We start from the raw sequence: 24,503 nt of genomic DNA on the forward strand, positions 1-24,503 counted from the left end.
TTACAACGGGAGTGCGTCAATGGGTACGGAGAAGGTGTTGGACCCCGTGATCGCCGCGGGGCGACGGTGAGTCCATGCCGCAATCGACTTCCGCACGCCCGTCCCCGCAGTCCCCCCTCCTCGTCGTCACCGGTGACGCCCTGGTCGCCGCCGACTTCCGCCCCCGCTCCCGGGACCGGCCGCCCGGCCCGTACCGGCAGCTCCTGTCCACCCCCGGTGCCCGAGGATTCACGACCGGGAATCTCATGGCCCGGATACCCATGGGCATGTTCAGCGTGAGCGCGGTCGTGATGATCGCCGGTACGCGCGGTTCATACGCCCTCGCCGGCGCGGTCACCGCGACGGGGCTGGCGGCGACCGCGCTCGTCGCCCCGTGGATCGCGCGGCTCGTGGACCGGCACGGCCAGGCGCGGGTGGCGGTGCCCGCCACGCTGCTCGCGGCCCTGGGCTCGCTGGCCCTGGTGCTGTGCGTCCGTTACGGCGCCCCCGCGTGGACCCTGTCCGCCGCCTACGCCGCCACCGCGACGACGCCCAACACCGGCGGCATGGCCCGCGCCCGCTGGGCCCACCTGCTGAAGGGCGACTCGGACGCCCTGCACACCGCGAACTCCTTCGAGCAGGCCACCGACGAGCTGTGCTTCATGCTCGGGCCGGTGCTGGCGGCGTTCCTGTGCACGACCCTGTTCCCGGAGGCGGGCACGCTCGTGGGCGTGGTGCTGCTGGTGAGCGGCATGCTGCTGTTCGCCGCCCAGCGCTCCACCGAGCCGCCGGCCCGGCCGCGCCCGACGGCGAAGGCCCCCTTCCGGGTCCCGGGCGTTCCGCCGCTGCTGGCCGTGTGCCTGGCGACGGGCGGGGTCTTCGGGGCGATGGAGGTGGTGACGATCGCGTTCGCGGATGCACAGGGCCACCGCTCGGCGGCTGGTGTGATCCTCGCACTGCAGGCGGCCGGTTCCTGCGCGGCGGGCCTGCTGTACGGCGCGCTGAAGCCGGCCGGTCCCCCCGAGCGCCGCCTGCCGTGGTGCGTGGCCGCCATGACGGCCCTGCTCACGCTGCCCCTGCTCGCGGCGTCCCTCACCGGCTCCCTGCCGCTGCTGGCGCTCACGCTGCTGATCGCCGGGATGGCGACGGCGCCGACGATGGTCACCACCATGACGCTGGTACAGCACCGCTCCCCTCAGGGCCGCCTGAACGAGGGCATGACCCTCGCGGTGACGGGTCTGCTCGGCGGCATCGCCTGCGGCAGCGCGACGGGCGGCTGGGTGGTCGAGCACGCCTCCCCCGCAGCCGCGTACGGCATCCCGCTCACGGCGGCAGCGGCGGCCCTGCTGCTGGCGCTGCTGCCGATGCCCCGGAGGCGGGCCGCGAGAGCGTAAAAACCCCCTGGTCACCGGCTCGTCACCGGTGACCAGGGGGGCCCGAGGAGGGGCTGCGGGCGGCGAAGCCCCTCCTCCGCGCGGCTTCGCCGCACAAGAACGACGAGGGCGACACGGCTCGCGCTTTCACGCGGGCACATGTCGCCCTCGACCTCGTGGAGATGGCGGGAATCGAACCCGCGTCCAACGGTGCGGAACCAGGGCTTCTCCGTGTGCAGTCCGCTTCGATTTTCTCGGCCCCGGAGATCACGCGGACAAGTCTCCGACGGGCTCAGTCACTGTTTGGTTTCCCTCTTCACCCCGTGACCGGGATCAAGGTTTAGTCCCCTAGCTGATGCCAGGATCCGGGTCGGGAACAGCCCCGGGCTGACACTCCCTTTAGTAGGAGGCTCGCTCTGCTACCTGAGATCAGGCAGCGAGGGCGAAGGCCTGCTGGGAGGAATCGCGCTTGGTGTTGGCGATTATTTTTTTCGGCCTGTGGTTTACGAGATCATGGCCGCTTCCTCGACACGCTTCCCCTGCTTCGACAGCCGCTGTCGAAACCGATCATCCCCATGTTGATTTTTCAATCCCTCCGAGGAGGGGGCGCGCACCCTCTGTGAGGTGCAGGTGCCATCGTACGGGAACAACACGCACCCGTGCCAGCCTATTCCCAGGGGTTCAGGCCCGCTGCTTGCGCCGGATCGCCGAGATCGTCCGCTCCGCCTCGCGCCGGTCCTGCTTCTCCCGCAAGGTCTGCCGCTTGTCGTACTCCTTCTTGCCGCGCGCCAGGGCGATCTCGACCTTGGCCCGGCCGTCCTTGAAGTACAGCGCGAGCGGCACGATCGTGTGGCCGGTCTCCTGGGACTTGGCCTCCAGCTTGTCGATCTCCACGCGGTGCAGCAGCAGCTTCCGCTTGCGGCGGGCGCTGTGGTTGGTCCAGGTGCCCTGGCTGTACTCCGGCACGTGCACGTTGTGCAGCCACGCTTCGTGTCCGTCCAGCTGCACGAAGCCGTCGACCAGCGATGCCCGCCCCTGGCGCAGTGACTTCACCTCGGTCCCCGACAGGACCAGACCGGCCTCGTAGGTGTCGAGGATCTGGTAGTCGTGCCGCGCCTTCTTGTTCTGCGCGATCAGCTTGCGCCCTTTTTCCTTAGCCATAGTGCGGTCCATTTTGGCACTACGGAGGGGGGCCGCGGAAAGCCGATTCACGCGGTCGGTCCCAGACCGCTCAGAACCGTCCGCGCCCGCTCCAGTGCGGCCGGGTCCGCCGGGTCGACCTCCAGGTCGGGCGTGATGCCCGTACCGTCGACGTCGCGGCCCAGGGGGGTGCGGTAGTGCCCGACGGTCAGCTCGGCCACCGAGCCGCCGGGCAGCCGGCTCGGCATCTGCACGGAGCCCTTGCCGAAGGTGCGCGAGCCCAGGACGACCGCCCGTCCGCGGTCCTGCAGGGCCCCGGTGAGGAGTTCGGCCGCGCTCATCGTCCCGCCGTCGACGAGCGCGACCAGGGGTCTGGTGGTGTCGCCGCCGGGCTCGGCGTGCAGCGCCCGCTGGTCGCCGTCGACGTCGTACGTGGTGACCAGGCCGCCGTCCAGGAAGGCGGAGGCGGCGGTCACGGCCTCGCCGACCAGGCCGCCGGAGTTGCCGCGCAGGTCGAGGACGACACCGGCCCCGGACGGCAGCCGCTCCACTTCGGAGCGCACCTGCTCGCCGGCGCCCTTGGTGAAGGAGGTGACCCGGACGACGGTGAGGCCGTCGGCGAGCGTGCGCACCGTCACGGGATCGGTCGACAGCCGGGCACGCCGCAGGGTTTCGGTCCACGCGCGCGTGCCGCGTTCCAGGCCCAGCCGGACGGCGGTGCCGGCGGGGTCGTCCTCGGCGTCGCCGCGCAGTATGGAGACGACCTCGGTGACGGGACGCCCGTCGACCCGTTCGCCGTCGACGGTGCGCAGCCGGTCGCCCTCGCGGATGCCGGCCTCGGCGGCCGGCGAGTCGGACCTCACCTCGGTGACCTCGATGCGGCCGTCGCGTTCGCGGCGGGCGGAGAGCCCGACGCCGGTGTACCGGCCGTCGAGGGCGTCCTCCAACTCCGCGTACTCCCCGCTGGAGTAGACGGCGCCCCAGCGGTCCCCGCTGCGGCTGACGGCGCGTTCGGCGGCCTCCACGGGGGACTTGCCGTCGGCCATCGCCTCGGCCGCCGCGCGGGCGACCTCCTCGTGCCGTTCGGCGGGAGCGGCCGGCCGCGGCGTGCCCGAGGCGGTTCTCCGGTCGGCCCCGGGGAGCGAACCGGTCGCCGCGCCGGCGACGAGCACGCCCGTGAACACCAAGGCCAGGGCTGCCCCGTGGCGTGGGCGGCGGGGCTGACAGAACGGGTCACGACCTGACATGCCGGTGAGTCTAGGACAACGCACCAGGGCCGCACGGTCGCTTGCCCGTGCGGCCCTCTTGGCGTGTGTCACACCTTCAGATACTTGCGCAACGCGAAGAACGCGGCCAACGCGGGCATCAACAGGCTGGTGGCCAGGATGAGCGGCAGCTTCGTCAGTACGGCGTCCCAGCCGATGAAGTTGATCAGGTTCAACTTCTCGGACAGGGCGAGTCCGTGGTCGATGATGAAGTACCTGGCGGTCACCAGGAAGGCGCAGGCGACGCCACCGCCGATGAGCCCGGCGACGGCCGCCTCCATGATGAACGGCGCCTGGATGTAGAAGCCGGAGGCGCCGACCAGCCGCATGATGCCGGTCTCGCGGCGCCGGCTGAACGCCGAGACGCGCACCGTGTTGACGATCAGCATCAGCGCGACGACGAGCATCAGGGCCATCACCGCGCGGGCGGCCCAGTTCATGCCGTTGAGGAGCTCGAAGAGGTTGTCCAGCAGGCCCTTCTGGTCCTGCACGGACTGCACGCCGTCCCGGCCGTCGAAGGCGGTGGCGATGACCTGGTACTTCTCCGGGTCCTTCAGCTTGATGCGGTACGACTCCTGCATCTGGTCCGGCGTGAGGGAGCTGGCCAGCGGCGAGTCGCCGAACTGCTCCTTGTAGTGCTTGTACGCCTCGTCCTGCGACTCGTACGTCACCGTGTCGACGACGGCCATCTCGTCGAGGTCGGACTTGATCTGCTTCTTCTGGTCCTCGGTCACCGCGCCCTTGGCGCAGTTGGGGTCGGACTCGGCGTCGCTCTTGTTGCAGAGGAAGACCGAGACGTTGACCTTGTCGTACCAGTAGCCCTTCATGGTGTTGACCTGGTCGCTCATCAGCAGCGAACCGCCGAACAGGGCCAGGGACAGGGCGACGGAGACGATGACGGCGAAGGTCATCGTCAGATTGCGGCGAAGACCGACACCGATCTCCGAGAGCACGAACTGGGCGCGCATGGCGTCTCGTTAAGCCTTTCCGTTCCTCGTCGTCAGTGCTGGTAGCCGTAGACGCCGCGTGCCTGGTCGCGGACGAGGCGGCCCTTCTCCAGCTCGATGACGCGCTTGCGCATCTGGTCCACGATGTTCTGGTCGTGGGTCGCCATGATCACGGTGGTGCCCGTCCGGTTGATGCGGTCGAGCAGCTTCATGATGCCGACGGAGGTCTGCGGGTCGAGGTTGCCGGTGGGCTCGTCGGCGATCAGCAGCTTGGGCCGGTTGACGAAGGCGCGCGCGATGGCGACGCGCTGCTGCTCACCGCCGGACAGCTCGCCGGGCCTGCGGTCCTCCTTGCCGCCCAGACCGACGAGGTCGAGCACCTGCGGCACGGACTTGCGGATCTCGCCGCGGGACTTGCCGATGACCTCCTGCGCGAAGGCGACGTTCTCGCCGACCGTCTTGTTCGGCAGCAGGCGGAAGTCCTGGAACACCGTCCCCAGCTGGCGCCGCATCTGCGGCACCTTCCAGTTGGACAGGCGGGCGAGGTCCTTGCCCAGGACGTGCACCTGGCCGTGGCTGCACCGCTCCTCGCGGAGGATGAGCCGCAGGAAGGTGGACTTTCCGGAGCCGGAGGACCCCACGAGGAAGACGAACTCGCCCTTCTCGACCTCCAGGGAGACGTCCCTGAGGGCTGGGTGGCTCTGTTTGGGGTAGACCTTGGAGACGTTGTCGAATCGGATCACGGATGCACCACGGGTAGCCGGGGGTAGATGTGCGTGACCATACGCGAAGCGGGGAGCGGACCGCAGTCACCGGTCGGGGTTGCGCATCAGTTGCGCGTTTTGTCCCTGCCCGCCCCTGAGGGGAAGGCGCGCGGGGCCCCACGGAACCTGGCACAGTGGACAGGGGAACGTTCACGGCGGTGTGGGCGTTGTCCCGACAGAGCCGGCGGCAAGGAGGGCGAGCGCATGACGTACGACCGGTTGGTGTGCGCGAACTGCGCGGCGCCCGTGAGCGAGGGCCGGTGCCCGGTGTGCCGGGCGAACCGCGAGCGGCTGCAGCAGGGGAATCTCTTCGCGGGCCTGAATCCGACGACGCTGATCGCGCTGCTGGCGGTGCTGATCGCGGCGGTGGCTCTACTGGCCCACCAGACCGCCTGACGCCCGCCCAGGGCCCGGCGGGGCCCTGGGGCGAGGGTCGACCAGGACACAGAAGGGGCCCGGAGCGGTTTTCGCTCCGGGCCCCTTCGCGTGCGTACGCGGGTGACTACCGTCAGGCAGCCGCGCCGCGGCCGTTCATCAGACGCGGCAGCATGCGGAAGCCGATGCCGCCGGCGATCATCGTCGCGGCGCCGACCAGCAGGAACGTGGTCTCGGCGGCGCCGGTCTCGGCGAGCTCGTCACCGCTGCCCTGGGCGGCGGTGTCCGAGGAGGCCGGGGCCTCCTCGCCGGTGTCGGTCAGGGCCGAGGAACCCTCGTCCTGGGTGACGTTGTCGTTGCTGCCGCCGTCGGGGGTGGTACCGCCGGTGGTGTCGCCGCCGCCGGTGGAGCCGCCGCCGTTACCACCGGTGGAGCCGCCGTCACCTCCGGTGGAACCACCATTGCCGCCGGAGTTGCCGCCGGTGGTGGTGTCGCCGGACGTGCCACCCGTGGTGGTGTCACCGGTCGTACCGCCGGTCGTCGTGTCACCCGAGGTGCCACCGGTGGTGATGCCGCCGGTCGTACCACCCGTGGTGGTGCCGCCGGTCGTACCACCCGTGGTGGTGTCACCGGTCGTACCGCCGGTGGTGGTGTCACCGGTCGTACCGCCGGTCGTCGTGTCACCCGAGGTGCCGCCGGTGGTGGTGCCGCCGGTCGTACCACCCGTGGTGGTGTCACCGGTCGTACCACCCGTGGTGGTGTCACCGGTCGTACCGCCGGTGGTGGTGTCGTCGTCGCACTCCGGACCGGTACCGATGTCGCACGGGTCGGGCTCGTCCTCGCCGTCCTCCACGCTCACACCGAGGTTGACACCCTCGCTGCCGACGCCCGCGCCGATGCCGATCTCCAGCGCCGAAGCCGCACCCGCGGCGGTCAGCGACGCGCCGGCGGCGATCACCGCACCGGCCGCTATCCGCGCGACACGAATCCGCGTCTTCTTCGTCATGTAGTTGCTACCCCCAGTAGCCGATTAGTCAGTGAGGCCGCACTCGGGGGCCGTGATCGACGGGAGGTAGCTGCCTGCTGAAGTCCCCCGGTTCACATGCGCCCCAGAAATACGCATGCCGCGCCTCACCCTTACGAATGTTCAAAGCAACGTCAAGGCCGTTGCGTACGCGATGTCCAGGTAAGAGACGTATGCCGGACACAATGGGTGTGAGTGTGACGTAAAAGCTGGACAACACGGTCAGAAAAAAGGCAACTGCCCCCTCGACGGGGGCAGTTGCCTTGTCGACAAAGCGCCGTCCGCGCTTCGCGCTACTTCTCCTGCTGCTTGCGCCAGCGAATACCGGCCTCCAGGAACCCGTCGATCTCGCCGTTGAACACGGCCTCGGGGTTGCCCACTTCGTGCTCGGTGCGCAGGTCCTTGACCATCTGGTACGGGTGCAGGACGTACGAACGCATCTGGTTGCCCCAGGAGTTGCCGCCGTCGCCCTTGAGGGCGTCCATCTTGGCCTGCTCCTCCTGGCGGCGCCGCTCCAGCAGCTTGGCCTGGAGCACGTTCATGGCGGTGGCCTTGTTCTGGATCTGCGAGCGCTCGTTCTGGCAGGAGACCACGATGCCGGTGGGGAGGTGAGTGAGCCGCACCGCCGAGTCGGTGGTGTTCACGCCCTGGCCGCCGGGGCCGGAGGACCGGTACACGTCCACCCGCAGCTCGGACTCGTCGATCTCGATGTGGTCGGTCTGCTCGACCACGGGGAGGATCTCGACGCCCGCGAAGGAGGTCTGGCGGCGCCCCTGGTTGTCGAACGGCGAGATGCGCACCAGGCGGTGCGTGCCCTGCTCGACGGAGAGGGTGCCGTAGGCGTACGGCGCCTGCACGGCGAAGGTGGTCGACTTGATGCCGGCCTCCTCCGCGTACGACGTCTCGTAGACCTCGGTCTTGTAGCCGCGCTGCTCGGCCCAGCGCAGGTACATCCGCTGGAGCTTCTCGGCGAAGTCGGCGGCGTCCACGCCACCGGCCTCGGCGCGGATGTTGACGAGCGCCTCACGGGCGTCGTACTCGCCGGAGAGGAGGGTGCGGACCTCCATCTCGTCCAGCGCCTTCCTGACGGCCGTGAGCTCGGACTCGGCCTCGGCACGGGTGTCCGGGTCGTCCTCCTCCTCGGCCATCTCGAAGAGCACGCCGAGATCGTCGATCCGGCCGCGCAGGGCATCGGCCTTGCGCACCTCGGCCTGGAGGTGCGAGAGCTTGCTGGTGATCTTCTGTGCCGCTTCCGGGTCGTCCCAGAGGGACGGCGCGGCCGCCTGCTCCTCGAGCACGGCGATGTCTGCCCTCATCCTGTCCAGGTCCAGGACGGCCTCGATCGACTCCATGGTCGAGGAGAGGGACTTCAGCTCTTCGGATACATCGACGACTGCCACGCATCCAGCGTAACGGCTCCGTCCACCGGTCTTCGCCGGGTCGTCCCGTGACCGCTGTGGCGTGCCCGGCCTCAGGGCGAGGCCGGCGCCGAGTTCCGCGTGTCCTGGGGGCCCGTGTCGCCCTCGTCGCCGCCCGTGGTCAGCCAGGTACCGACGCCGACCGCCGCCACCAGGGCGACCGCGCCGACGCCCAGGGCCAGCCTGCGTCGCCGCGCGGTGGCACGGTTACGGGCCGAGCCGGGGCGCGGGGCGCCGGACGCGCGCGGGGCGCGGGCGGTGCCGCGGGCGCCGCCGGCCAGTTCGTCGGGGGCCGGTACGCGCATGGAGGTGTGCGTGTCGCGGTTGGAGTCGGCCGGTTTCGCGCCCGGCACCAGCGGCACCGCTCCCCGGCGCCGTACCGGCTCCCCGGTGGGCGTGGCGCTCCCCGGGGCGGTGGCGGCCTCCTCCGGCTCGTCCGTCTCCCGCTCGGCGTCGGGCTCGTCGACGTCCAGCGGACCCATCCCGGCCAGCATCGGCAGCAGCTCGCGCAGCCGGGCGCCCAGCTCCGAGGCGCGCAGCCGGGAGGCCGGTGCCTTGGCGAGGCACTGCACGAGCAGCTGCCACAGCTCGTCCGGGATGCCGGGCAGGGGGACGACCGTCTCGGTGACGTGGCGGCGCAGTACGGCGCCGGGGTGGCCGCCGCCGAACGGGGTGAAGCCCGCCAGCAGCTCGTACAGCACCGTGGCCAGGGCGTAGATGTCGACCGACGCGCGCGGGGGCAGGCCCTCGACGATCTCCGGGGCCAGGTAGTCGGGCGTGCCGATGATCTTCGTGGCGCGGGTGCGGCGCGGGGTGTCGATCAGCTTGGCCACGCCGAAGTCGGTCAGCAGGGCCGGGTGCGCGCCGCCGGGGCCGAGCGGGCCCTGCATGTCGAGCAGCACGTTCTCGGGCTTGACGTCGCGGTGTACGACCCCGGCGGCGTGCGCGGCGGCCAGACCGTCGGCGACGTCCGCGACGACGGCCACCGCGGCCTCGGGCGCCAGGCGCCGCTCCCGGTCCAGTCGGGTGCGCAGGTCGGTGCCGCGGACCAGGTCCATGACCAGCGCGAGGTCGTTGCCGTCGACGACCAGGTCGCGCACGGAGACCACGTGCGGGTGCTCCAGGCCGAGCAGGGCGGTGCGCTCCTGCACGAAGCGGGAGACGAGCTCCTGGTCGGACGCCAGGTCCTCGCGCAGCAGCTTGATCGCGACGGGTCCCTCGGGCCCGTCTCCGAGCCACACCGTGCCGGCGCTGCCCCGCCCGAGGATCTGGTGGGCGGTGTACCGGCTGCCGATCTTCCGTGCCAAGACTGCTCCTACCGACGCGTGTTGCGCCTAAAAGTACGCGTCCGTGGAGCCGGCCTTGACCGGGGAGGCCGAAATCACCCATCGGATGTCGACAATTCCCGGACTCGCCTCCGGAGCGGCGGCTGAAGCGGTCGTCGGATCAGCCGTCGGTCGACGTCCCGCCGCCGCCCGAGCCGCTGCCGCCGCCGAGCTCGCCGAACCAGTCGGTCACCGTGGTGAACCAGTCGCTGAGCTGCTCCCAGTAGCCCTTGCCCGTGCCGATCCAGTCCTGGAGCGGGCTCAGCTCCCAGATCAGCCAGCCGGCCACGAACAGGATGACGAGCGTGAACAGGCATCCCTTGAGGCAGCCGAGCCCGGGGATGCGCATCGGGTTGGCGCTGCGCTGCCGGGGCGGCCGGGGCTCGCGCCGGGGCGGCTGCGGCTCGGGCGTGGGCGGCGGGGCGTAGCGCTGCGGCTGGGGCCGGGGCGCCTGCTGGGGCTGCTGCGGCTGGGGCGTGGCGTACCGCTGCGGCTGTTGCTGCTGCGGGTATCCGTAGCCGGGCGGCGGTGCCTGCGGGGTCTGGCGGGGCGGCTGCTGCGGGCGGGAGACCTGCCGCTGGGGGCGGCGGCGCAGCGGGTCCTGGTCCGGGTCGAGGTACTGGACCTGGGTCTGCTCGTTGCGGTCGCGGGCGGCGCGGAGCTGGTTCTGCCAGGGGTGCGGGTCCTCGGGCCCGCCGCCCTCGCCCTGCCCGGGTCCGCCCGGCTGTCCCGGCGGCACGGGCGGCATGACGGCGGTCGGGTCGGCCGCGCCGCGGTTCGGGAGTACGGCGGTGGGGTCGGCGGCGCCCGCCTGGTTGCCCGTCTGCGGCAGGACGCTGGTCGCGCCGTTCGGGTCGTAGGCGCCGTTCGGGTTCTGCGCGTTGTGCGGGAGCACCTGCGTCGGGTCGGCGGCGTCCGGGGCGCCCGGTACCTGCGCGGGCGCCGGGTCGGGGGCGAGCAGGGCGCCGACGTTCTCGGCGGCGCCGATCTGCGCGCTGTTCGCGTGCACCCCGATGCCCTCGGCGACGACGCGCAGGCCGCGGGCGAGGTTTTCCGCGCTGGGGCGTTCGTCGGGGTTCTTGCGCAGGCAGCGCTCTATGACCGTCCACAGCGGGTCGGGGACGGTGGAGGGGCGGCGCGGCTCGGCGCTCAGGTGCTGGTGCAGCACCTCCAGGGCGGAGCCGCCGCCGAACGGGGGCCGGCCGGTGACCAGCTCGTACAGCAGGATGCCGGCGCCGTAGACGTCGACGGCGGAGGTCTGCGGGCGGCCCTCTGCGGACTCCGGCGCTACGTAGGCGGGCGTGCCGACGAACTCGTGGGTGCGGGTCAGGCCGGGCGAGTCGGCGAGGCGCGCGATGCCGAAGTCGGTGAGCATCGGGTGCATCTCGCCGCCGTCCTGCTTGAGCAGGACGTTGGCCGGCTTCAGGTCGCGGTGGACGACGCCGTCGGCGTGGCTGGCCGCGAGGGCGTCGGCGATCTGGGCGGTGAGCAGGGCGGCGGCGACCGGGGTGAACGGCCCGTTCTCGCGCAGGTACCGGTGCAGGTCGGGACCGTCGACGAGGTCCATGACGAGCGCCAGCAGCTCACCCTCGACGACCAGGTCGCGGACCCGGACGATGTTGGGGTGGGTCAGCCGCAGCAGGACGGAGCGCTCCCGCAGGAAGCGCATCACGATGTCGGGATCGCTCGCGAGCTCCTCCTTGAGGACCTTGATCGCGACGGTCTCGCCGGGCTGACCGGCCACGGCGGCCTCGGCGCCCGCGGTCTCGCGCTGGCGGGCACGCCAGACGGTGCCCGTGGCACCGCGGCCGAGGGGCTCCTCGAGGAGGTACTTGCTGCCTACCGGCCGCACGTCATGCGCTCCCTGTTGCTTGCTGGCTGTTCCGACCCACTGTAGTGCCGTGCTCCCGGCACCGGGCTGTCGTCGTTCCGTGGGTTCCCATTGGTCCGCGGGTACGTCTTGCGTTCCGTTTCCGGCGCCTTCAGGCGCGCGTTCGAAGTGAAGACGCGCGACTCGGTCCCTTGGTTGCCGGGTCCGGACGTGACCGATCTCAAGCGGTCCCCGCTCGATCAGCGGGAGGGCACCTGTCGGGCACTTTTGCGGGCAGAGCCGACCAATCAAGATCATTCGGCGGTGGGCGACGGGCGCGTTGTCAGTGGCAGGTGCGAGGATGCGTGCAGTACTGGCCGACGTGCTCGTGTGGCGGTGGGGGAAGTCCGCGGTGGGGGACCGTGGTGAACGGCTTCATTCCCGGCGCGCGGGCGCCCGCGCGAAGGGACCGCTGACGGCGATGCAGATCCGGCTGACCGTCGTAGACCCGCTGGGCCCGCATGCTCCGGAGGGGGACCGCGCCACGAGCTGCGACGTGCTGGTCACCGCACCGGTCGGCACCGCCCTGGCCGCGGTCGCCTCCGCGCTGGCCGCTGCGCTGCCCGGCGGCGAGGCCCCGGGGACCGGCCAGGTGGTGCTCTACGCCGGTGCGCAGCGGCTCGACGCCCAGCGCAGCACCCTGGGCGAGCCCCCGCTGATCGACGGCGCCGTGCTCTGTCTGGGCGCTTCCGGCCTGCCCGACCCTCACACCGACCCGGCCGGCGCCCCGGCCCAGCTCCACGTGGTCGCCGGTCCCGACGCGGGCGGCGTCCACCTGCTGCACGGCGGGCAGATCCGGCTCGGCCGCTCCGCCGACGCCGACGTGGCGCTCGACGACCCGGACGTCTCCCGGATGCACTGCGCCGTGACCGTCGCCCCCGACGGCGGCGTCTCGGTCGCCGACCTCGGCTCGACCAACGGCACGACCCTGGACGGCACCCGTGTGGGCGACCGCCCGGTCCGCCTCACGCCGGGGGCGCTGCTGCGGATCGGCGAGTCTGCGCTGCGCCTGGTTCCGGCCCGTCCCGGGGCGGAGGCGCGGCTGGCCACGACGGCGGACGGGGAGGGGCACCTACGGCTGTCCGGCGTGCCCTCGTCCTCGTACGGCGCCGGGGAGGAGGTGGCTCACGCGCGCGTGGCCGACGGTGCGGGGGGCCACGGCGGGGCGGACGGGTCCGCGCGGGCGGCCGGGGCGGCGAGCGGCGGCGCCTGGCACCGGGGCGGGGCGTCGGGCGGTTCCGGACTCCCCGCCGGGGCGGCGGACGGCACCGCGCACACGACCGGGGCGGCGCACGTCGGCCTCGGGCACCAGGCCGGTCCCGGGCGCATCACCGGCGGGGCGGGCGGCACCGCGCACACGACCGGCGCGACGGACGGCTCCGGACCCGGGACGGGCACCGACGGCCGGAGCGGCCCCACCGGTCCGACCCACCACGTCCACGGCTCGGCGGGACACCGGACCGGTGCGGCCCCGGCCGAGTCCCCCCAGGTGCCCGGGCAGGGCGGCGCACCGCACATCGAGAGCCACGGCACCGGCCCGGTGACCGGCGGGTCCCGGCCGACCCCGCCGACCGGTGAGACACACGGCGGCGGGTTCGGGCCGGGCGCGCACGGCGCGGGCCCGTTCGGCGCGCCGACACACGGCACCGGCACGTTCGGCGCCCAGCCGCAGGGCACGGACGCGTCCGCCACCGCACCCGGCACCGGCCATCCAGGAGCGACGGACGCGGCCGGATCGGACGCTCCCGGCACAGGCACCCCCGCCCCGGGCGCCGCCGGTGCGACTGCGCCCGGCACCACCCCCGCCGCACCCTTCCGCCTGGCCCCCGGGACCACCGACGCCCTCGGACGCGACGCCGGCACCGGCCGCAAAGGCACGCCACTGCGCGGCACCGACGTACCCCAGGGCGTGCGCAGGCGAGGCGGGCTCGGCGCGTGGGCGCGGCGGCTGGCCGGAGGACGCGGCGGGGCGCAGGACGCCACCGGACCCGGCCGGCGGGCGCACGACGCCGAGGCGGCCTCGCCCGCCCCGACGGGCCCGGCCACCGGTGCCTCGAGCGCCCCCGAGACCTGGCCGGACCCCGCCTCACTGCTGCTGACGGCCCTAGGCCCTGGCCCCCGGCTGTGGGAGCGCGGCCCGGGCCACCCGGAGGCGCTCACCGTGCGGCTCGGTACGGCCGACCGGGTGGCGCCCGGCGGCGACGCGCCGCTGCCCGCGGTGCCGGTGACCGCCGGTCTGCGCGAAGTGGGGGCGCTCGGGCTGGCCGGCCCCCGCGCGCGGCTCGCCGGGCTGGCCCGCGCCGTACTGGCCCAGCTCGCCGCGCTGCACTCCGCCGACGTGCTGGAGATCGTGCTGATCAGCGCCGACCGTTCCCGTCCGCTCGCGGAGCGGTCGGCCGAGTGGTCGTGGCTGGGCTGGCTGCCGCAGCTGCGCCCGGGACGCGGCCAGGACTGCCGCCTGCTGCTCGCCTACGACCGCGAACAGGCCATGGCCCGCTCCCACGAGCTGCTGCGCCGCCTGGAGGACCACCTGGCGGACGCCCGGAACGGCGGCGCACACCCACCCGCCCCGGAGACGGCGACCACGATCCCCGCCCAGCCCACGGCCCCCGGGCACGACGCGCGGCACTTCGGTCCCGCCGCGCCGGGCACGGACCCGGACACCGCCCGGCGGCCCTCCTGGGCGCGGCCGGACGACGGGTCCGACCCGGCCGACCGCTTCGCGGGCCCGTACACGGTGGTCGTCGTGGACGGCGACCCCGGCGGCGTCGACGTGCGGGAGGCCGTGGCGAGGCTGGTCGTGGAGGGGCCGCGGGCCGGTGTCCACGTCGTGTGCCTCGCCGAGACGGCCGCCGCCTCCCCGTCGTCCCCGGTGACCGAGACGTACGAGGCGGCCTGCGCGGTGTCCCCCGTGTTCAGCGAGTGCGGGGCCGTGGCGTTGCTCAGCGGCGACGTGGCGACGGCCCTTCGGCTGCTGCGCGTGGCCCGCACGGAGGCGTCCCCGAACGGCCGGGGCGGCCCCGTCGGCCACGGCACCCTCGGCACGGCGGACGCGGTCTCCCTCGCCTGGGCCGAGCGGTTCGCGCGGGCGCTGGCCCCGCTGCGCACCGACCAGCCCGGCGGCGAGCGGCACGCACGGGTGTCCGCACCACTGCCCCAGGCGGCCCGGCTCCTGGACGAGCTGGGCCTCGCCCGGGCCACCCCGGCGTCCCTGATGGCGCGGTGGGCGGACGCGGCCGACGACACCCAGGCCCTGGGCGGACGCGCGCACGCCGTCCTGGGCGCCGGGCCGCGCGGACCGGTCACCGCCGACCTCGCCGCCGAGGGGCCGCACCTGCTGGTCGAGGGCCCGCCCGGCAGCGGCCGCACCGAGCTGCTGCGGGCGCTCGTCGCCTCCCTCGCCTCCGCCGAGCGCCCCGACCGGCTCGGGATCGTCCTGGTGGACGGCCGGGACAGCGTGAGCGCGGGCGGCGGGCCCGGCGAAAGCCTGCGCGTCTGCACGGACGTGCCGCACGTCACCACCCACCTCACCGCCAACGACCCGGTCCGCATGCGGGAGTTCGCGCAGTCCCTGAGCGCGGAGCTGAAACGGCGCGCCGAGCTGCTGGGCCGTTCGCACTTCACCGAGTGGCACACCGGGCGGGAGCTGTCGGGCCGGCTGATAACCCAGCGCACCTCGACGGGCGGGACCACGGCCGGCGCGGCGGCGGAGACCGGCGACGTCGACTCCCCGCCCAGCTCCACGCTGCGCCTGCGGCCGGGCGCGGCCCGGCGCCGCACCGCCGCCGTGCCGCCGCTCCCCCGCCTCGTCGTGATCGTGGACGACCTGGACGCCCTGGTCACTCCCCCGCTCGGCTCGCCCGGCCGGCCCGCGGCGGGGTCGGTGATGCGGGCACTGGAGGCCGTGGCGCGGGACGGCGAGCGCCTCGGCGTGCACCTGGTGGCGGCCACCGCGCCCGGCGGCCGTACGGCCCAGACGGAACCGTCCCTGCGCGCCACCGTGCGGGTCACCCTCGACGCGCCGGTGCCGGGGCCGGACGAACCGGCGCCGGGACGCGGCCGGTTGACCCGCCCGGACGGGCAGAGCGTGGAGTTCCAGGGCGGCCGGGTCACGGGCCGCATCCCGCGGACGGCGACCCTGCGGCCCACGGTGGTCCCGCTGGAGTGGCACCGCATGGGCGACCCGCCCACCCGGCGGCCGGTGCGGGAGCTGGGCAACGGGCCGACCGATCTGGCGTTGCTGGCCAGCGCGCTGGAGCGGGCGGCCCGGGAGGTGTCGGCGGCGGAGGTGCCGTCGCTCCTGTGACGCCGATCGCTCTCAGGCCGTCTGGCGCCCCGTCCGAGTGAGCTCGAGGACGAAGCCGCCCCGGGCGGCAGCGAGGTCTCGGGGGCGACAGTCCCCGACCAGGCCGCACCGACCCCGGTCGCCCGGTCACGACGCGGTCACGAAACCCCGCTTGACAGCGGACGCGCTCTTGCCCCCCTCATCCCCCTGGCGTACACCAGAGCGCACGGGACAGCGCCGAACGTTCGACCAGGAACGAAGAACGGGGCAGTGATGCGCACGAGCAGCACCATCCGGACACGCAGGACCGTCAAGAGGGCAGGGAACGGCGCCGCGAAGAGGACCACCAGGGCCGCCGCGTTCCTCGCCGCCGGGGCCCTCGCCCTCTCGCTCACCGCGTGCGGCGGAGACGACGACAACGGCGGCGACAAGGACGGTCAGAAAGGCGGCGACAAGGACCCGGCCGCCACCGTCACCCTGCCGAAGCTGGACGGCGAGAACCTGGAGGTCGCCGCCGTCTGGACCGGCGCCGAGCAGGAGAACTTCAAGCAGGTCCTCGCCGAGTTCGAGAAGCGCACCGGCGCGAAGGTGACCTTCGTGCCCGCCCAGGACCCGATCATCAACTTCCTCGGCTCGAAGGTCGCGGGCGGCGCCCCGCCGGACGTGGCGATGCTCCCGCAGCCCGGTGCCATCAAGCAGGCCGTGGACAAGGGCTGGGCCAAGCCGCTGGGCGCCGAGGCCACGAAGGAGCTGTCGGAGAACTACACGCCGGGCTGGCAGGACATCGGCAAGGTCGGCGGCAAGCAGTACGGCGTCTACTACAAGGCCGCCAACAAGTCCCTGATCTGGTACAACGCACAGGTCTTCGAGAACGCGGGCGCGGCCGAACCCAAGACCTGGGACGAACTGCTCACCACCGCGCAGACGGTCTACGACTCGGGCGTCACACCGTTCTCCGTCGGCGGCGCGGAGGGCTGGACCCTCACCGACTGGTTCGAGAACGTCTACCTCTCCCAGGCCGGCCCCGAGAAGTACGACCAGCTCGCCGAGCACGAGATCAAGTGGACGGACCCGTCCGTGAAGGAGGCCCTGACCACCCTCGCCGAGATCTGGGGCAGGAAGGACTACGTGGCGGGCGGCGCGACCGGCGCGCTGCAGACCGACTTCCCGGCCTCGGTGACGCAGACCTTCACCGGCGGCGACCAGCCCAAGGCCGGCATGGTCTACGAGGGGGATTTCGCGCAGGTCAACATCGCCGAGACGGAGGCGGAGGTCGGTACCGACGCGAAGGTGTTCCCGTTCCCGGCGGTCGGCGACACCGCGCCGGTGGTCTCCGGCGGTGACGCGGCGGTGATCCTCAAGGAATCGAAGGCGGCGCAGGCGCTGGCCACCTGGCTGGCCTCCCCGGACGCGGCGGCGATCCACGCGAAGCTCGGCGGCTACCTCTCGCCGAACAAGAACCTGGACGCGTCGGCGTACCCGAACGACGTGCAGAGGAAGATCGCCGAGGCCCTGGTCGCGGCCGGCGACGACTTCCGCTTCGACATGTCGGACCAGGCCCCGCAGGCCTTCGGCGGCACGCCCGGCAAGGGCGAGTGGAAGGCCCTCCAGGACTTCCTGAAGAACCCGAAGGACGTCGCGGGGACGCAGCAGCGGCTGGAGGCGGACGCGGCCGCCGCCTACGGAGGCTGACGCGATGGCGTCGGCCACGGCGGCAGGAGCCTCCCGGGGCGCTGCCGCCCCCAAGTCGCGCAAGAGCGTGACCGGCACCCGCAGAACCGTGGCGGCCCTGTTCCTGCTGCCCGCCCTGGTACTGCTCGGCGCGCTCGTGGTCTACCCGATCGGGTACTCGCTGATCCGCAGTTTCTACGACCAGTCCGGCGACTCCTTCGCCGGGTTCGACAACTACCAGGCCCTGTTCACCGACGACGGCATCCGCACCGCGCTGAAGAACAACATCATCTGGGTGGTGTTCGCGCCGACGGTCGCCACCGCGCTCGGCCTGATCTTCGCGGTGCTGACCGAACGGGTGCGCTGGGGAACGGCGTTCAAGCTCGTCGTCTTCATGCCGATGGCCATCTCGATGCTGGCCGCCGGGATCATCTTCCGGCTGGTGTACGACCAGGACCCGGACAAGGGCGTGGCGAACGCGGTGTGGGTCGGGGTGCACGACACGTTCGCCGAGTCGTCGGCGTTCCCGAAGGCGCACCCGGGCCGCGAGTCGCCGCTGGAGCCGGCCGGTGGCGGCGCGTTCATCACCAAGCAGCCGGTGAGCACGGGCGAGACGGTCGTCCTCCCCCTGGTGGGCGTCGCCCCGGACGTGATGCCGGACGGCGCGGAGAAGGCCGTACCCGCGAAGCCCGAGGACGGCAAGATCACCGGTACCACCTGGCAGGACTTCACCCGCGGCAAGGGCGTCGGCGAGCTCAACGGCGTCGACGCGGCCGAGTTGGGCTACGCCGGGATGAGGATCGAGGCGGTGAAGGACGGCGAGGTCGTCGCGGAGACCACGGCGGCGGGCGACGGCACCTTCACGCTCCCCGCGGTGGCCGACGGGGCGCAGCTCAGGCTCCCCGCCGACAACTTCAAGGAGCCGTACAACGGCCTGGACTGGCTCGGTCCCTCCCTCGTCACCCCGGCCGTCATCGGGTCGTACGTGTGGATGTGGGCGGGCTTCGCGATGGTGCTGATCGCGGCCGGGCTGGCGGGGGTGCCCCGGGAACTCCTCGAAGCGGCCCGGGTCGACGGCGCCAACGAGTGGCAGGTCTTCAGACGGGTCACGGTCCCGCTCCTCGCGCCGGTCCTCGCGGTCGTCGTCGTGACCCTGATGATCAACGTGCTGAAGGTCTTCGACCTGGTCTTCATCATCGCCCCGGGTTCCTCGCAGGACGACGCGAACGTCCTCGCCCTGGAGCTGTACCGCAAGGGCTTCGCCTCGGACCAGCCGGGCGTCGCCAGCGCCATCGCGGTGTTCCTGCTGCTCCTGGTCATCCCGGTGATGTGGTTCAACGTACGGCGGCTGCGGCGGGAGGTGCGGCGATGACCGCGGACGCGGGTTCCCTCACCGAGGCGGCCACGCAACCGCCCAAGAGTGCCGTCAAGGCGAAGCAGTCCCTCGGCTCACGGCTCGTCGAGGGCGTCAGCGGCGGGCTGGTCCGGGTGTTCCTGATCGTGGTGGGCCTGTTCTGGCTGGTTCCGACGATCGGCCTGCTGCTGTCCTCGCTGCGCACCCCCCGGGACATGGCGGCGGGCGGCTGGTGGGAGGTCTTCACCGAGCCGTCCCGGCTCACCTTCCAGAGCTACGAGGAGCTGCTGAAGAACGGCGACATCACCTCCTCCCTGCTCAACACCGCGCTGATCACGGTCCCGGCGACGGTCCTGGTCGTGATCATCGGCTCGCTGGCGGGGTACGCCTTCGCGTGGATGGACTTCCCGGGCCGCGACTGGTGGTTCCTGGCCGTGGTCGGCCTGCTCGTCGTCCCCGTCCAGGTCGCGCTGATCCCGATTGCCGAACTCTTCGGGAAGATCGGCCTGTTCGGATCGGTCGTCGGCGTGATCCTCTTCCACGTCGGCTTCGGCCTGCCCTTCGCGGTGTTCCTCCTGCGGAACTTCTTCGCAGAGATCCCGAGGGAGCTGCTGGAGGCGGCCCGGCTCGACGGTGCGGGTGAACTGCGGTTGTTCGTACGGGTCGTGATGCCGCTCGGCGGGCCGGCGATCGCGAGCCTCGGCATCTTCCAGTTCCTGTGGGTGTGGAACGACATGCTGGTCGCGCTGATCTTCTCCGACTCCGGGAGCCAGCCGATCACGGTCGCCCTGCAGACGCAGGTGAGGCAGTTCGGCAACAACATCGACATCCTGGCGCCGGGCGCGTTCATCTCGATGGTGGTCCCGCTGGCCGTGTTCTTCGCGTTCCAGCGGCAGTTCGTCTCGGGCGTGATGGCGGGCGCCGTCAAGTAGGCGCCGGATGAGCACCCTTGAAGGGGCGGGCCGGTCGGCGGTCCGCCCCTTCCTCGTCCGGGCGTGGTCCCCCGGATGCCGCAGGGAGCGTAACCAAGTCACTCCACCGGCCGTTCCCGGGCCGAACGCCCGCGCCGATCCCGTCGACCCACTGGATGTCCCCGTGCCCAGGTTCAGTGTCATCGTCCCCGCGCACCAGGTGCAGGCGTACTTGCCCGCATGCCTGGAATCGGTGCTGTCCCAGTCGTACCCGGACCTCGAACTGATCGTGGTCGACGACTGCTCGCCGGACGCCTGCGGCGCGATCGCCGACGAGTTCGCGGCCCGCGACGGTCGGGTGCGCGCCGTGCACCTGCCCCGCAACCGGGGCCTCGGACCCGCCCGCAACGCCGGTCTGGAACGGGCCACCGGCGACTACCTGGTCTTCCTCGACGGCGACGACACCCTCACCCCGGACGCGCTCAGGGCCCTCGCCGACCGGATCAAGGAGACCGGCGAGCCGGACGTCCTGGTCTACGACTACGCGCGCACCTACTGGACGGGGGAGGCGGTCCGCAACCAGGCCGCCCGGCACCTCGCCGAACGGGGCCCGGCGCCGTTCCGGCTCACCGACCGGCCCGAGCTGCTGAAGCTCCTGATGGTGGCCTGGAACAAGACGGTGCGACGCGAGTTCGCCGAGCGCGAGGGCCTCACCTTCCCGCCCGGCTACTACGAGGACACCCCGTGGACCTTCCCGGTCCTGATGACGGCCGGGTCCATCGCCACCCTGGACCGGGTGTGCGTCCACTACCGGCAGCGCCGGCACGGCAGCATCCTGGGTACGCCCAGCGAGCGGCACCTGGACGTCTTCGCGCAGTACGACCGGGTCTTCGCGTTCCTGGAGTCGCGCCCGGAGCTGGACCGCTGGCGGCCGGCGCTGTACCGCCGCATGGCCGACCACCTGGCGACGGTGTTCACCCGCCCCGACCGCCTCCCGCGCCGGCTGCGCGCCGAGTTCCTGCGCCGGGCCCGCGTCCACTGCCGCCGCTACCGGGTCCCCGGCGCCCCCGCCCCGCTGCCCGTGCGGCTGCGCCACGCCCTGCTCCGGCTGGGCCTGCGCCGCACCTGGCAGGCCCTGCGGCTGGCGTCGTCCGCGCGCCGCCGGGCGGTGAAGGTCACCGCCGGGCTGCTGCGCGCCGCGCGGACCGTCACCCTGCGCGCCCACTACCGCGTCCAGCGCTGCCTGCCCCTGCGCGCCGACCGTGCCGTCTTCGCCGCTGACGGCCGGGGGCACGGCTGCAACCCGGGCGCGCTGGAGGAGGCGTTCCGCGAGCTCGCGCCGCACGTGCGCACGGCGTGGGCCGCCGACCCCGCGCACCACCACACGATCCCGGCCGGCACCCGCCGCCTGACCCCCGGCACGGCCGCTCACTGGACGGCACTGGCACGCTCCCGCTACCTGGTGCACAACGCCGCCTTCGATCCCGGCCTGGTCAGACGCAAGGGCCAGGTCGTCGTCCAGACGCAGGCCGGGACGCCCCTCAAGCACATGGGCCTGGACCTCTGGGAACGCCCGGCCGCCGCGGGCCGCACCGATGTCGCCCGGCTGCTGCGCGACGCCGGCACGTGGGACTACGTCGTCTCCGCCAACCGCCACTCCACCCTGACCTGGGAACGCGTCCTCCCCGGCCGCTACACCACGCTGGAGTACGGCCAGCCCCGCACCGACGTCCTCCAGCGGGCGACGCCCGCGGACGTGGCCCGGCTGCGCGAGACGCTCGGCATCCCCGAGGGCACGGTCGCGATCCTGTACGCGCCCACCCAGCGCGACTACCGGCGCACCCAGCGCGCCGCCCTGGACCTGGAACGCGTCGTCACCCGACTCGGCCCGCGCTTCATGGTGCTGGCCCGCGCCCATCCCCGCCACGGCGGCCCGCTCGCCGAGTCCGCCGGCCGGGTCCTCGACGTCAGCGACCACCCGAGCGTCCAGTCGTTGTGCCTGGCCTCGGACGCCCTCGTCACCGATTACTCAGAACTGATGTTCGACTACGCGGGTCTGGACCGGCCGATCGTGATCCACGCCGACGAGCCGGAGGCGTTCGAGGCGGTCCGCGGCACCTACGTCGACCTGCGCGACTTCCCGCCGGGCGCGATCGCCCGAAACGAGGACGAGCTGATCGGCGTCTTCGCCGGCGGGCACTGGCGCGGCGCACGGTCCGCGCAGCTCAGGGCCGCCTTCCGGGAGCGGTTCTGCCCGTACGACGACGGCCGCGCCGCCGAACGCGTCGTACGCCGCGTGGTGCTCGGACAGACGGACCCGCCGCCGGTCGTGCCGCTCGCCGAGCGGCGCCCCGCGCCCTCCGCCGCGGCCGGGCTCGCCCGCGCCCCGCTGACCACCGTGCCGCAACTGGCGGGGCCCCGCACCGTCACCGACAGCCTCTGACCGCCGTTTGTCCACCGGGAGTCCACATGCCCCGCGGCTCGTCGCGGCCCACTCCGACCCGGCCGCCCGTCCGGCGGCCCACGGGACGACCGGGCCGGCAGGGCCCGCGGGGCGACTCCCGACGGACCAGGACAACGAGAGAAAGAGCAGCATGCCCCGCTTCAGCATCATCGTCCCGTCCCATGGGGTCGCGGGGCGGCTCTCCCAGGCGCTGGATTCGGTACTCGCCCAGTCCTTCGGCGACTTCGAGCTGATCCCGGTGGGTGATACCGCGGACCGCGCCGCGGCGGACGTCGTCGAGGAGCGCGCCGAGCGGGACTCCCGGGTGACGCCGGTGCACTCGCCGCCGGCGGCCGGCCTGGCCGGGGCGCGCAACGCCGGGATGCGGGCGGCGACCGGCGCGTACCTGCTGTTCCTCGACGGCGACGACGTCCTCGTCCCGGGCGCGCTGGCGGCGCTGGACGGGCGGCTGGCGGACACCGGCGGCGTGGACGTCCTGCACTTCGAGCACGAGCGGGTGCCCTGGTGGGAGGGTGAACCGGCCAACCCGGCCGCCCCTCTGCTGGCGAAGGCCCCGGACGGCGCCTTCACCCCCGAGCGCGCCCCGCACCTGACCGGCGTGCACCTGCCCGCGTGGAGCGCTGTCTACCGCCGCACCTTCCTGACCGAACGGCGGCTCGCCTTCCCCGACGGGCACTTCACCGACATCGGCTTCGGCGCCCTGGTCGCGGCGCGCGCCGAGCGCGTGACGGTGCTGCGCTCCGTCGTCGTACGGCATCTGGTGCGGCGGCAGGGCAACCGGCTGAACCTGCCCGGCGGGCACCACGCGGAGCTCCTGGACCAGGCGGAACTGGCGCTCGCGCACGCCGCCGAGCGGGGGCTGCCGGAGGAGCGGCGGGGGCCGCTGTTCGAGCAGCTCTTCGCCGCGATCCTGAAGACCGCCACCCATCCGCGGCGCCTGCCCCGCCCGGAGCGCCGGGCCTTCTACCGCCGGGCGAGCCGCCTCTACCGCCGCCACCGCCCGGCCGGTTTCCGGGCGCCCGGCGGCCGGCTGGGCGTGCAGCACCGCCTGCTGGCGTCCGGGTCCTACGCCGGCTTCCGCGCCCTGCGCGCCGCCAACCGGGCGGCCGTCGGCGTCCTGCGGCGCCTGCCGCGCCCGCACGGGCTGCGCACCCGCCTGCACTACCACCGCCACCTGCGCCGCCCGCTGGACCCGAACCTGGTCGTGTACTGCGCGTACTGGGGCCGCGGTTACGCCTGCAACCCGGCGGCGATCCACGCCAGGGCCCGCGAACTCGCCCCGCACCTGCGCTCGGTGTTCCTGGTCGAGCCGGACCAGGCGCACACCGTGCCCGAGGACGTCGACCACGCCGTCATCGGCAGCCGGCGCTACTGGGAGGTGCTGGCCCGCGCCAAGTACCTGGTCAACAACGCCAACTTCGCCGAGGGCATTGTCAAGCGCCCCGGCAGCGTCCACCTGCAGACCCAGCACGGCACCCCGCTGAAGACCATGGGCGTCGACCAGTCCACGTATCCGGTGGTGGCGGCCGCGAGCGGCAGCTTCACCAAGCTGCTGGGCCGCGTGGACCGCTGGGACTTCAACCTCTCCGCCAACCGGCACTCCACCCGGATGTGGGAGCGCGCCTACCCGGGGTCCTACGAGCAGTTGGAGTACGGCTACCCGCGCAACGACGTCTACGTCACGGCGACCGCCGACGACGTCGCCCGCGTGCGGCGCGAACTCGGCGTCCCCGAGGGAAAGACGGCCGTCCTGTACGCGCCCACGCACCGCGACTGGGAGGCAGGGTTCGGTACGGGCGCCCTGGACCCGGAGGCGTTCTGCGAGGCGGCCGGCGAGGACGTGGTGGTGCTGCTGCGCGCCCACTACTTCTACGACCGGGGCGGCAGGAGGAGCAGCGGCCGGATCATCGACGTGACCGGGCACCGCTCGGCCGAGGACGTGTGTCTGGCCGCCGACGCGCTGGTCACCGACTACTCGTCGATCATGTTCGACTACGCCAACCTGGACCGCCCCATCGTCGTGTACGCCGACGACTGGGACGTCTACCGGGAGACCCGCGGCGTCTACTTCGACCTGATGGCGGCCCCGCCCGGGCCGGTGGCTCGGACGCCGGAGGAACTGGCCCACGTCTTCCGCGACGGCTCGTACGCGGGCCCGGAGTCGGCGGCGCTGCGGGCTGCCTTCCGCGAGCGGTTCTGCGAGTTCGACGACGGCCGGGCCGCCGAGCGCGTGGTGCGCCGGGTGCTGCTCGGCGAACCGCCCGAGACCCTGCCGCCCGTGGTCCCGCTCGCCGAGCGCGTCCCGGCCCCCGCCGCCACCCTCGTGAGGAGCTGATCC

General features: G+C 73.1%; 16 protein-coding genes and 1 other RNA gene. 8 read left to right on the forward strand and 9 right to left on the reverse strand.

Translation table 11 applies throughout. The annotated features are described in order from the left end of the window. The first annotated feature begins 74 nt into the window (after positions 1 to 74). The gene (locus tag IE142_RS03900; protein WP_191884363.1) at positions 75 to 1,373 is read left to right on the forward strand and encodes an MFS transporter; all 1,299 of its coding nucleotides are present in this window, start codon (positions 75 to 77) and stop codon (positions 1,371 to 1,373) included. A gap of 153 nt (positions 1,374 to 1,526) precedes the next feature. Here the strand turns inward: IE142_RS03900 and ssrA are convergent. The 5 genes from ssrA to ftsE form a co-directional block, all read right to left on the reverse strand. Continuing rightward, positions 1,527 to 1,927, reverse strand: a transfer-messenger RNA (tmRNA) gene (gene ssrA, locus IE142_RS03905). Between the two features lie 106 nt (positions 1,928 to 2,033). Further along, positions 2,034 to 2,513 (reverse strand): SsrA-binding protein SmpB, encoded by a 480-nt coding sequence (gene smpB / locus IE142_RS03910; protein WP_043372430.1) that lies wholly within the window; start codon positions 2,511 to 2,513, stop codon positions 2,034 to 2,036. 47 nt (positions 2,514 to 2,560) lie between these two features. Continuing rightward, positions 2,561 to 3,739, reverse strand: a complete 1,179-nt coding sequence (locus IE142_RS03915) for a S41 family peptidase (RefSeq protein ID WP_191884364.1) — start codon at positions 3,737 to 3,739, stop codon at positions 2,561 to 2,563. Positions 3,740 to 3,807: 68 nt separating this feature from the next. After that, entirely contained in the window at positions 3,808 to 4,725 is a 918-nt protein-coding gene (gene ftsX, locus IE142_RS03920; protein WP_043372428.1) for a permease-like cell division protein FtsX, read from the reverse strand. A 32-nt stretch (positions 4,726 to 4,757) separates the two neighbouring features. Further along, positions 4,758 to 5,447 carry a cell division ATP-binding protein FtsE gene (ftsE, locus tag IE142_RS03925; protein WP_043372426.1) on the reverse strand — a complete coding sequence of 230 codons (690 nt, stop codon included), beginning with the start codon at positions 5,445 to 5,447 and terminating at the stop codon, positions 4,758 to 4,760. Between the two features lie 225 nt (positions 5,448 to 5,672). On the opposite strand from ftsE, the gene IE142_RS03930 reads away from it, so the two are divergent. After that, positions 5,673 to 5,864 carry a hypothetical protein gene (locus tag IE142_RS03930; RefSeq protein WP_191884365.1) on the forward strand — a complete coding sequence of 64 codons (192 nt, stop codon included), beginning with the start codon at positions 5,673 to 5,675 and terminating at the stop codon, positions 5,862 to 5,864. A 112-nt stretch (positions 5,865 to 5,976) separates the two neighbouring features. Here the strand turns inward: IE142_RS03930 and IE142_RS03935 are convergent, their stop codons facing one another. From IE142_RS03935 to IE142_RS03950, 4 genes are all read right to left on the reverse strand, one after another. Then, complete coding sequence (locus IE142_RS03935; RefSeq protein ID WP_191884366.1) at positions 5,977 to 6,849, reverse strand: hypothetical protein; 873 nt, start codon at positions 6,847 to 6,849, stop codon at positions 5,977 to 5,979. Positions 6,850 to 7,160: 311 nt separating this feature from the next. Then, positions 7,161 to 8,267, reverse strand: coding sequence for a peptide chain release factor 2 (gene prfB, locus IE142_RS03940; RefSeq protein ID WP_043372420.1), 1,107 nt, complete (start codon positions 8,265 to 8,267; stop codon positions 7,161 to 7,163). Between the two features lie 71 nt (positions 8,268 to 8,338). Then, positions 8,339 to 9,592 carry a serine/threonine-protein kinase gene (locus tag IE142_RS03945; protein WP_191884367.1) on the reverse strand — a complete coding sequence of 418 codons (1,254 nt, stop codon included), beginning with the start codon at positions 9,590 to 9,592 and terminating at the stop codon, positions 8,339 to 8,341. A 139-nt stretch (positions 9,593 to 9,731) separates the two neighbouring features. Beyond that, positions 9,732 to 11,462, reverse strand: coding sequence for a serine/threonine-protein kinase (locus tag IE142_RS03950; RefSeq protein WP_191884368.1), 1,731 nt, complete (start codon positions 11,460 to 11,462; stop codon positions 9,732 to 9,734). A 439-nt stretch (positions 11,463 to 11,901) separates the two neighbouring features. On the opposite strand from IE142_RS03950, the gene IE142_RS03955 reads away from it, so the two are divergent. From IE142_RS03955 to IE142_RS03980, 6 genes are all read left to right on the forward strand, one after another. Beyond that, positions 11,902 to 15,786, forward strand: a complete 3,885-nt coding sequence (locus IE142_RS03955) for an FHA domain-containing protein (protein WP_191884449.1) — start codon at positions 11,902 to 11,904, stop codon at positions 15,784 to 15,786. Positions 15,787 to 16,038: 252 nt separating this feature from the next. After that, a complete protein-coding gene (locus IE142_RS03960) occupies positions 16,039 to 17,457 on the forward strand; it encodes an ABC transporter substrate-binding protein (RefSeq protein WP_191884369.1) in 1,419 nt (472 codons plus the stop codon). A 4-nt stretch (positions 17,458 to 17,461) separates the two neighbouring features. Further along, a complete protein-coding gene (locus IE142_RS03965; protein WP_191884370.1) occupies positions 17,462 to 18,808 on the forward strand; it encodes a carbohydrate ABC transporter permease in 1,347 nt (448 codons plus the stop codon). Then, positions 18,805 to 19,722 (forward strand): carbohydrate ABC transporter permease, encoded by a 918-nt coding sequence (locus IE142_RS03970; protein WP_191884371.1) that lies wholly within the window; start codon positions 18,805 to 18,807, stop codon positions 19,720 to 19,722. Before IE142_RS03965 ends, IE142_RS03970 begins: the two co-directional genes overlap by 4 nt. Positions 19,723 to 19,885: 163 nt before the next feature. Continuing rightward, positions 19,886 to 22,144 (forward strand): bifunctional glycosyltransferase/CDP-glycerol:glycerophosphate glycerophosphotransferase, encoded by a 2,259-nt coding sequence (locus IE142_RS03975; RefSeq protein WP_191884372.1) that lies wholly within the window; start codon positions 19,886 to 19,888, stop codon positions 22,142 to 22,144. A 151-nt stretch (positions 22,145 to 22,295) separates the two neighbouring features. Further along, the gene (locus IE142_RS03980; RefSeq protein ID WP_191884373.1) at positions 22,296 to 24,500 is read left to right on the forward strand and encodes a bifunctional glycosyltransferase/CDP-glycerol:glycerophosphate glycerophosphotransferase; all 2,205 of its coding nucleotides are present in this window, start codon (positions 22,296 to 22,298) and stop codon (positions 24,498 to 24,500) included. Positions 24,501 to 24,503: the final 3 nt, after the last annotated feature.

Origin of the sequence: Streptomyces mutabilis, assembly GCF_014649815.1 — a bacterium.
GTDB classification, from domain to species: Bacteria; Actinomycetota; Actinomycetes; order Streptomycetales; family Streptomycetaceae; genus Streptomyces; species Streptomyces mutabilis.